This is a genomic window from Burkholderia sp. HMSC10F09, assembly GCF_001806955.1.
Lineage (GTDB): Bacteria > Pseudomonadota > Gammaproteobacteria > Burkholderiales > Burkholderiaceae > Burkholderia > Burkholderia multivorans.
On record NZ_KV786699.1, the window covers coordinates 23,732 to 33,578 of the forward strand.

A 9,847-nucleotide genomic window follows, 5' to 3' on the forward strand; every position below is an offset into this window, starting at 1 on the left:
GGCGCGCGACGCATTCGCTATCGAACCCGACGACATGACGATCGACCGACGACAGTTCATCGCCGCCGCACTGGCCGCGGCATCCGGCTGCGCGCCGTGGCGCACGGCGTACGCGGCCGCCGCGACCGCGGATCTCGACCCGCGCCAGGCCGGCCGCGTGCGTGCGCCGCGCGACGACGCCGCGATCCGCGCGGCAAGTGCCTACCGATGGGTGCGAGACGGCGCGTTCACGGTCGCGATTTCGCCGCATGCGCCGCCCGTGTCGACCTATGCGACCGATGCGCGTACGGTCGTCGGTGCCGATCCCGACTATGCGCAGCTCGTCGCCGACGCGCTCGGCCGCACGCTGGTGCTGGTGCCCGTCGCGTGGGCCGACTGGCCGCTCGGCCTCACGTCGGGGAAATACGATGCGGTGATTTCCAACGTCGGCGTGACCGAAAAGCGCAAGGAGAAGTACGACTTCACGACGTACCGGCTCGGGCTGCACGGCTTCTACGTGCGTACCGACAGCCCGATCCGCGCCATCGCCGAACCGAAGGACGTCGCCGGGCTGCGCATCATCACCGGCGCGGGCACGAGCCAGGAGCACATCCTGCTCGAATGGAGCCGGCGCAACGTCGCGCATGGCCTGAAGGCGACCGAGTTGCTGTACTTCGACGACGATGCGGCCGCGCGCGTCGCGCTGCTGTCGGGCCGTGCGGACGCCGAGCTGAATCCGAACGCATCGCTCGCCTACGAAGCCGCGCGCACGGGCAAGATCCGGCGCGTCGGCGTCGTCAATGCGGGCTGGCCGGCGAATGCGGACGTCGCGATCGCGACGCGTCGCGGCAGCGGGCTTGCACCCGCGCTGACGCTCGCGACCAACACGCTGATCGCGAACGGCCGCTACGGACAGGCGCTTGCGCGATGGGGGCTGCAAAGCGAAGCGATCGCGCGTGCCGAAACCAATCCGCCGGGACTGCCGTCGTACTGAACCGAGCATCGATGCGTGCGCACGCATCGATGCGCCGCGCGCGTTTCATCGCAACCGGAAGCGATTCCGATTCGCGTTCTTCATTCCATTTCATCGCGTGTTCGACGTCCGCCGCGGTAAGTTTTGCGCGTGCGTGCGCAGCGTATCCGGCAACGCTTGCCGGCGCATGCGCTGTTACAAAAATCGCCTCTCGCGCCGCGCGCGGATCGCCTACATTGCAACCACTTCGACGCATGCGTCGGATGTCTGCACGGGCTTCGACGGCGGTCGGTATCGCACGACGGGCCGATGGCAAAGAAAACGAAAAGGTGTCTCGACCGACGCGCTGGCGGTATCCAGCGTACGCGGCTTTCGATGGCTGAAACGGTTTCCCCGAACGATACGAGGCGATCCGCTGCGCGGCATCCGCTGCCTGCGCACGCGCGTCGCGTCGTCGATCGGTCGGGCCGCGCCGTCGCGGCCGCACGTCAATGAGGAGCAGTCCATGCGACGCATCACCGTGCCTCACTCGCTCGTCACCCGTCTGTCCGCCGCGCTTGCCTGCGCGGCCGCCGCCGCGGCGCACGCGGAACCGGTCGTCGTATCGGGACCGAGTCCGTTCGCGGCGTGCACGATCGGCGGCCCCGGTACCAACTACGTGAACGCCGAAGTCGAACCCTGGCTCTCGGTGAACCCCGCGAATCCGTTGAACATGATCGGCGTATGGCAGCAGGACCGCTGGTCGAACGGCGGCGCGCACGGGCTCGTCGCGGGCTACACGTTCGATGGCGGCGCGACGTGGGCGCGCACGCCGCAGCCGTTCAGCGCGTGTGCGCCCGGCGGACTCAAGTACGAGCGCGCGTCCGATCCGTGGGTCTCGTTCGGGCCGGACGGCACCGCGTACTCGGTGTCGATCTCGTTCAACCAGTCGAACAACAGCAACGCGGTGGCCGCGTCGGTATCGACGGACGGCGGGCAGACGTGGAGCAGCCCGGCCGTGCTGATCGCGAACGACGAACCGACCACGCAGTTCTTCAACGACAAGGAATCGGTGACCGCGAACCCGGTGAAGGCCGGCACCGCCTATGCGGTGTGGGACCGGCTCGAACTGCCCAACGGCAATCCGTACGCGAACCTGCATACGGCCGCGTATCGCGGGCCGACGTTCTTCTCGAAGACGATCGACGGCGGCCGCACGTGGAGCCCCGCGAAGGTGATCGTCACCGTTGCATCGCGTCAGCAGACGATCGGCAACCAGATCGTCGTCGATCCGAAGACGGGCACGCTGTACGACTTCTTCGACCTAATCCAGCCGCCGTTCAGCAAGGCGGCCGGCAAGGTCGCGTTCGTGAAGTCGACCGACGACGGCGCCACGTGGAGCAAGCCGCAAGTGATCGCGGGACTGCAGACGGTCGGCGTCACCGATCCGAACACCGGCGCGCCCGTGCGGACCGGCGACATCATTCCGGAGCCGGCGATCGATTCGGCGTCGGGGCAGCTGTACGTCGTGTGGCAGGACAGCCGCTTCAACGGCGGCCAGTACGACGAGATCGCGCTGTCGACGTCGAAAGACGGCGGCGCGACCTGGAGCGCGCCGCTGCAGGTCAACACGCCGACCGGGCGCCCGGCGTTCAACCCGTCGGTGCGCGTCGACAATGCGGGCACCGTGATGGTCACGTACTACGATTTCCGCGACCTGCAGGCCGGCAACACGACGACGCTGCCGACCGGCTTCTGGCGCAAGGTGTCGCATGACGGCGGTGTGACGTTCGTCGACGAACGCCGTGTCGGCGGGCCGTTCGACATGATGCTCGCGCCGTACGCGGAAGGGTTCTTCATCGGCGACTATCAGGGGCTCGACGTGCTGCCGTCGTCGTCGTTCCATCCGCTGTTCGTGCAGACGAATTCGGGCAATTTGACGAACCGCACCGACGTGTTCTTCGCGCCGTAAGCCGGCGTACGCGCCGCGCCGCCGCCGCGATGCAGGCCGTCGCGCGGCGGCCGTGCTGCATTCGACCATGCGCGGCCGCTCGGTTCCCGACGCGGCCGCCGCCCGCGTTCCCCGCCTTCCCCGCCTTCCCCATCTCCTCCGCTATCTGCTCGCCGTGCATCGCGCGGCGGCGTCGGCCGTTGTCCGTTCGGTCGGCTTGGAGCCCGAAATGATATAACGTATCATTCACGATCTCGATCGTCCGATGCCCGCCTGACCGGCGTGGCGGCCGAATCGAGCGATGTTCCAGCGGGTCGCTGCGCGCCGCAGACGCAACAATATATCGTATCGATATGAAACCGATTCGAGGCGCGCCGGGCTTGCCCCCGATCCGATTCCGACAGACTTCAACCGACTCATCGACCATGCGCGACCTCCCACGTCTTCCACGTCTTCCGCTCCGCCCACTCTCGCCCGTTTCGCTGATGGCGCTCGCCGCCCTTGCCCATGCGCAAACCGACACGTCCGCAATCGCTACGTCGCCGTCCTCGAACGGCGCGCCGCTCGCGCCGATTTTCGTCACCGCGAATCCGCTCGGCGACGCCGAGCTGATCGCGCCCACCGCGCAGCTGTCGGGCGATGCGCTGCTGCGCCGCCAGGCCGATTCGCTTGGCGAAACGCTGAACGGCCTGCCCGGCGTATCGACCACCACGTATGGGCCGATGGTCGGCCGCCCGATCGTGCGCGGCATGGACGGCGACCGGATCCGGCTGCTGCAGAACGGCGTGGCTGCCTACGATGCGTCGTCGCTGTCGTACGACCACGCCGTGCCGGAAGACCCGCTGTCGATCGAGCGCGTCGAGATCGTGCGCGGCCCGGCGGCGCTGCTGTACGGCGGCAACGCGATCGGCGGCGTCGTGAACACGATCGACAACCGGATCCCGCGCGAGGCGATCGATGGCCCGACCGGTGCGCTCGACGTCCGCTACGGCGGCGCGAACGCCACGCGCGCGGGCGCCGCGCAGGTCGAAGGCGGCAACGGCCGCTTCGCGTTCCACGTCGATGCATTCGATCGCGAAACCGGCAAGCTGCGGATTCCCGGCTATGCGCGCAGCGATACGCAACGCGCGCTCGACGGCCCCGACACGCCGCAGCCGGTCGGCAGCGTGCCGAACAGCGACGGCCGCGTGCACGGCGGCGCGGTCGGCGCGTCGTACACGTGGGCCGACGGGTTCGCGGGCCTGTCGTACAGCGGCTACGAATCGAACTACGGATCGGTCGCCGAAGACGACGTGCGGCTGCGCATGCGGCAGGAGCGTCTCGCCTTCGCGTCGGAGGCGCGCAATCTGCCCGGGCCGTTTTCGACGCTGAAATTCGACTTCGCGTACACCGATTACCGCCACAAGGAAGTCGACAACGGCGAAACCGCGACGACGTTCCGCAATCGCGGCTACGAGGCGCGCCTCGAGGCGCGGCACCGCAAGATCGGGCCGCTCGAAGGCGCGATCGGCGTGCAGTTCGGCGGCAACACGTTCTCCGCGCTCGGCGACGAAACGCTGGTTCCGTCGACGCGCACCAATAGCGTCGCGCTGTTCGGCCTCGAGGAATGGCAGGTCGATCCGGCGCTGAAGCTGAGCCTCGGCGGACGCATCGAGCATGTGAACGTGGATCCCGATCCGGCCGGCGTCGAGAAATTCGCGGGCGCGCAATCGCGCACGTTCAACGCAGGCAGCGTGTCGGCCGGCGCGCTGTTTTCACTGACACCCACCTGGTCGATCGCCGCCAACGTCGCTTACACCGAACGCGCGCCGACGTTCTACGAGCTCTATTCGAACGGTCCGCACGATGCGACCGGGCAGTTCCTGATCGGCAATCCGAACGCGTCGAAGGAAAAGGCCGTGTCGACCGATCTGTCGCTGCGCTATGCGAGCGGACCGAATCGCGGCAGTGTCGGCGTGTTCTACAACCGCTTTTCGAACTATCTGGCCGAATACGCGACCGGACGCATCGTCGACAGCGACGGCGAGCCGGTCCCGCGCGGCACCGACGACGCGCTCGCCGAGGCCGTCTATCGCGGCGTGCGCGCGGAGTTCTACGGCATCGAGCTGGACGGCAAGTATCGCGTCTATGCACACAGCGGCCATACGGTCGACCTCGAGCTGACGGCCGACTATACGCATGCGCGCAACGTCGACACCGGCGAGCCGCTGCCGCGCATCGCACCGCTGCGCGCGACGCTCGCGGCCGACTACGGCTACGGCCCCTTCGGCGCACGCGCGCAGCTCACGCACGCGTGGTCGCAGCATCGCGTGCCCGCCGACGATGAACCGACCGCCGGCTATACCTCGCTCGGCGTGGTGCTGACGTACAAGTTCCGCGTCGGCGCGACGCACTGGCTCGCGTATCTGCGCGGCGACAACCTGACGAACCAGGACATCCGCTACGCGACCTCGGTGGTGCGCGGTTTCGCACCGCAAGGCGGACGCAGCGTGATGGCCGGATTGCGCACGACGTTCTGATTGCACTCGCCGTTCCGATTCGCATCATATCGACACTGCAATACCGGTCATTCGTCGATCGAGCGAATCGGAACGGCCGATCGTTCAATGACGAATACCGGTTTTACCAAATGCAACGAAGCCGGTTTCATTATCCGGATATGAAACGAATGAATCGCCGGTGATTGCCTCTCGGCGCATGAATTGGCGTTGCAGCACGGCGTTGCCGAATCGCGGTTGAATTAATAGAAATAAAAATCAGGGTTTCGACGGGTAAAGAAATGGCTGCGAATACCCGTTAAATGCGGCATCGGCCTGTCACGGCCGAATTCCGTTTCCCCATCCGCGCAAGAGGGCCATTGTGAAAATCACCAGAATAACCATCCAGGCAAAGCTGCTCGGCGGCTTCGGCATGCTCGCCGCCATCGTCGTCATCGTGTCCGCGATGGCGCTCAATGCGCTGTCCAACGCCAACGACGAATTCTTCCGCTACATGAACGGCATCAGCGCACGCGCGCAATTGTCCGAGCAGATTCGCGAGGCCGTCGACCGGCGCGCGATCGCCGCGCGCAATCTCGTGCTCGTGACGAAGCCGTCCGACGTCGAACTCGAACTCGCCGACGTGCAGCGCGCGCACAAGGACGTGCAGGATCGCATCGCGAAACTGCAGGCGCTGATCGCGAATGCGCACGATACGACCGATCGCGCGCGCGAACTGGTGGCCGCCATCGCGCGCATCGAGCGCAGCTACGGGCCCGTCGCGCTGAACATCGTGTCGCTCGCGCAGGCCGGCAGGAAGGACGAGGCGGCCGCCGACATCGACGATCGCTGCCGGCCGCTGCTCGCGCAGCTCGTGCGGGCGACCGATGCGTACGCAACCTATACGCGCGAACGCGAACATGCGATCGCGGAATCGTTCGGCGATCGCTACGTGCGCGAACGCAACCTGCTCGCCGGCATCTGCATCGGCTCGCTGCTGCTCGCGATCGGCGGCGGCCTGTGGATCACGCGCCGGATCACCGCGCCGATCGCGGTCGCGGTCGACGTCGCGCGCACCGTTGCGCAGGGCGATCTCGGCAGTCGCATCGCCGTAACGGGCAACGACGAGACGCGCGACCTGCTCGATGCGCTCCGCACGATGAACGCACGACTGATCGACATCGTCGGCCGCGTGCGCGACTCGTCCAATAGCATCGCGCACGCCGTCGGCGAGATCGCGGCCGGCAACCTCGATCTGAGCCAACGCACCGAGGAGCAGGCGGCGTCGCTGCAGGAGACGGCCGCGACGATGGAGGAATTCACGTCGACGGTACGGCTCAACGCGGAGAACGCGCAGCAGGCGAGCGCACTCGCCGCGAACGCGTCCGACGTCGCGCAGCGCGGCAGCGCGGTGGTCGGCCGCGTGGTCGACACGATGACGGAGATCGGCGACAGCTCGTCGAAGATCGCGGACATCACCGGCATCATCGAAGGCATCGCGTTCCAGACCAATATCCTTGCGCTGAATGCGGCCGTCGAAGCCGCGCGTGCCGGCGAACAGGGGCGCGGCTTCGCGGTCGTCGCGAGCGAAGTGCGCAGCCTGGCGCAGCGGTCGTCCACCGCGGCGAAGGAGATCAAGGCGCTGATCGGCGCGTCGGTACAGACGATCCGTGACGGCTCGGCGCTCGCCGACGAAGCCGGCAGGACCATGGCCGACGTCACGCAGGCGGTCGCGCGCGTGACCGACATCATGGGCGAGATCGCGGCGGCGTCGGCCGAACAGAGCCGCGGCATCGAACAGGTGAATCTGACGATCACGCAGATGGATCAGACGACGCAGCAGAACGCGGCCCTCGTCGAACAGGCGGCCGCTGCGTCGAAATCGCTCGACGCACAGGGACGCGAACTGTCGCAGACGGTCGCCGCGTTCCGGATGCCGGCCGGCGCGCCTGCGCAAGCGAGCGACGGCAGCACGCCGCCGCACGCCGCGTCTCGCTGGCAGACGGCCGCTGCATAACGCTGCACGCCGGCGAGCAAATTCCGGTCCCGCGCCTGCATCGTACGCCGCACGGCGCATGGGCGCGGCGTACGCGTATGGATGCAGACTTTTAAAACGGACGATTGGCGAGTATCCTAAAAAAGCACTCCTCGTTCGGGCTGCGAGCCGCGTGCCCCTGGCTCCGGTCCGATCGTACTGCGGTCCCGTCGCGCGCGTCGCGACCTTGGCGGCATCCGCTGCGCGCCCGGCCGCACGACCTTTCCCTCAACAACCGTCAGGAGAGCTGGTGAGCCGTCTCGTCGTCGTATCGAATCGCATTGCAGATCCCCGTAAAGCCGCGGCCGGCGGTCTCGCCGTCGCCGTGAAAGACAGCCTGCAGGAAACGGGCGGCGTCTGGTTCGGCTGGAGCGGCAAGCTACGCAGCACCGACGCGCAGCCTGCACACGGCGACGACGTGCAGATCCAGAACGTCGGCGGCATTCAGCTCGCGACGATCGATCTCGATCCACAGGATTACGACGCGTACTACCTCGGCTACTCGAACAACGTGCTGTGGCCGGTGTTCCATTACCGGCTCGATCTCGCGCAGTTCGATCGCCGTTTCGCCGACGGCTACCGGCGCGTGAACCAGCTGTTCGCGCGTCGGCTGCGCACGCTGCTGCGGCCCGACGACGTCGTGTGGGTTCACGACTATCAGCTGATTCCGCTCGCGGCCGAATTGCGCGCGATGGGCTGCACGAATCCGATCGGCTTCTTCCTGCACATCCCGGTGCCGCCGCCGCCGATCATGGCTGCGATCCCGGAGCACGAATGGCTGATGCGCTCGCTGTTCGCGTACGACCTCGTCGGCTTCCAGACCGAGGCCGACCTGCTCCACTTCGAGCATTACGTCGAAGCGGAAGCCGGCGCCGCGCGCCTCGCGGACGGCCGGCTGCGCGCCTTCGGCCGCACGCTGTCGGCCGGCGCGTTTCCGATCGGCATCAACGTCGACGAATTCGCGGCGCTCGCCGACGATCGCGACGGCATCGACATGTTCGAGCGGATGCGCGACGAGTATTCGCGCCGACAACTGCTCGTCGGCGTCGACCGGCTCGACTACACGAAGGGACTGCCGCAGCGCGTGCATGCGTTTCGGCAATTGCTCGAACAATATCCGGAGAACCGCAATCGCGCGACGCTGATCCAGATCGCGGCACCGAGCCGCGAGGATCTCGGCGCATACGACGATCTGCGCCGCGAAATGGACAGTCTGTGCGGCGCGATCAACGGCGACTACGGCGAGCTCGAATGGATGCCGATGCGCTACATCCATCGCACGGTCGCGCGCAAGCGGCTGCCGGGACTCTATCGCGCGAGCCGCGTCGCGCTCGTGACGCCGCTGCGCGACGGGATGAATCTCGTCGCGAAGGAATTCCTCGCCGCGCAGGACGAAGCCGATCCCGGCGTACTCGTGCTGTCGCGCTTCGCCGGTGCGGCCGAGCAGCTGAAGGAAGCGCTGCTCGTGAATCCGTACGACACGCAAGGCACCGCGCAGGCGATCCAGCGCGCGCTCGCGATGCCGCTCGACGAGCGCCGTCAGCGTCATGCCGCGCTGATGGCGACGTTGCGGCGCACCGACGTGCAGTGGTGGCGCAAGCGCTTTCTCGAAGCGCTCGCGGAAGCGGCCGAAGTCGCGGATGCGACGTAGCGCGTCGCGCGTCGACGGGCCCGCTTCGTCTGCGTCCAATCGCTCGCCGCATCGCGGCGTCGCGGCTTTAAGTCCCCGTCTGTTCGCTGACCAGCAACGCGCCGTTCGCGTCGCGCACGTCGATCGAGATCGGAATGCCGGCCCGCACGCTTTCGGTCACCACGCAATACGCATCGAAGCGCTCGAGCGCCTGCGCCGAGGTCGCGAGTTCGGCCCACGTGCGGCCGACCGAGAGGCGCACCGCCATCGCGCCGACGCGCACGGCGCCCGCGTCGTCCTGAACCATGTCGACGTCGACGTGCGCGCCGACCGGCTGCGGATCGACGCGCTGCCGCTCGAGCGCGAACAGGAGGCTCGCCGCGAGACAGCTCGCGACGGACGCCGCCAGCAGCCGGACGGGGTTCGGTCCGCGGCCTTCGCCGAGCGGCGGCGGCTCGTCGGTCACGACCGGCGCCAGCGTCGTGCCGGCAAACGTCACTTCGAAGCTGAATCGCGCGCGCTGCGCGACATCGATCGATACGTGCGCCTCGCTCATGGCGACTCCGTCTAAGGCAAGGAAGGACAGGAAGACCGGTGCGTCGCGGCGCCGCGGGCATCGCTTGCGCGACGGGCGAACCGTATGCGGCGACGCGCGCGCAGCCGGCGGCGACCGGCGACGGGCGGCCGCCTCGAAGGCGAACGCCTTCTTCAGCGATCGGGCTCGCGCGGCGGCCCGTACGCGACGAACTCGCGCTCGACTGCCGACGCGCGTTCCGGCGCCCGCGCCGGGCCGAGCGTCGCGGCACCCGCATCGCCGGCGCCG

The 9,847-nt window shown here is 67.8% G+C and carries 6 protein-coding genes; 5 read left to right on the forward strand and 1 reads right to left on the reverse strand.

Annotation, left to right across the window (positions count from 1 at the left end; translation table 11 throughout):
* Positions 1-34 precede the first annotated feature (34 nt).
* The 5 genes from HMPREF3115_RS13515 (at position 35) to otsA (ending at position 9,045) form a co-directional block, all read left to right on the forward strand.
* Positions 35-973, forward strand: coding sequence for an ABC transporter substrate-binding protein (locus HMPREF3115_RS13515; RefSeq protein ID WP_070554735.1), 939 nt, complete (start codon positions 35-37; stop codon positions 971-973).
* A 484-nt stretch (positions 974-1,457) separates the two neighbouring features.
* Positions 1,458-2,903 carry a sialidase family protein gene (locus tag HMPREF3115_RS13520; protein ID WP_065496509.1) on the forward strand — a complete coding sequence of 482 codons (1,446 nt, stop codon included), beginning with the start codon at positions 1,458-1,460 and terminating at the stop codon, positions 2,901-2,903.
* 404 nt (positions 2,904-3,307) lie between these two features.
* Positions 3,308-5,401, forward strand: a complete 2,094-nt coding sequence (locus tag HMPREF3115_RS13525; RefSeq protein WP_175835543.1) for a TonB-dependent receptor — start codon at positions 3,308-3,310, stop codon at positions 5,399-5,401.
* A 340-nt stretch (positions 5,402-5,741) separates the two neighbouring features.
* Entirely contained in the window at positions 5,742-7,376 is a 1,635-nt protein-coding gene (locus HMPREF3115_RS13530) for a methyl-accepting chemotaxis protein (protein WP_006403490.1), read from the forward strand.
* Positions 7,377-7,644: 268 nt separating this feature from the next.
* A complete protein-coding gene (gene otsA, locus HMPREF3115_RS13535) occupies positions 7,645-9,045 on the forward strand; it encodes an alpha,alpha-trehalose-phosphate synthase (UDP-forming) (protein ID WP_070554739.1) in 1,401 nt (466 codons plus the stop codon).
* 67 nt (positions 9,046-9,112) lie between these two features.
* On the opposite strand, the gene HMPREF3115_RS13540 is transcribed toward otsA, so the two are convergent.
* Positions 9,113-9,580 (reverse strand): OsmC family protein, encoded by a 468-nt coding sequence (locus HMPREF3115_RS13540; RefSeq protein WP_053298521.1) that lies wholly within the window; start codon positions 9,578-9,580, stop codon positions 9,113-9,115.
* Between the last annotated feature and the right edge of the window lie 267 nt (positions 9,581-9,847).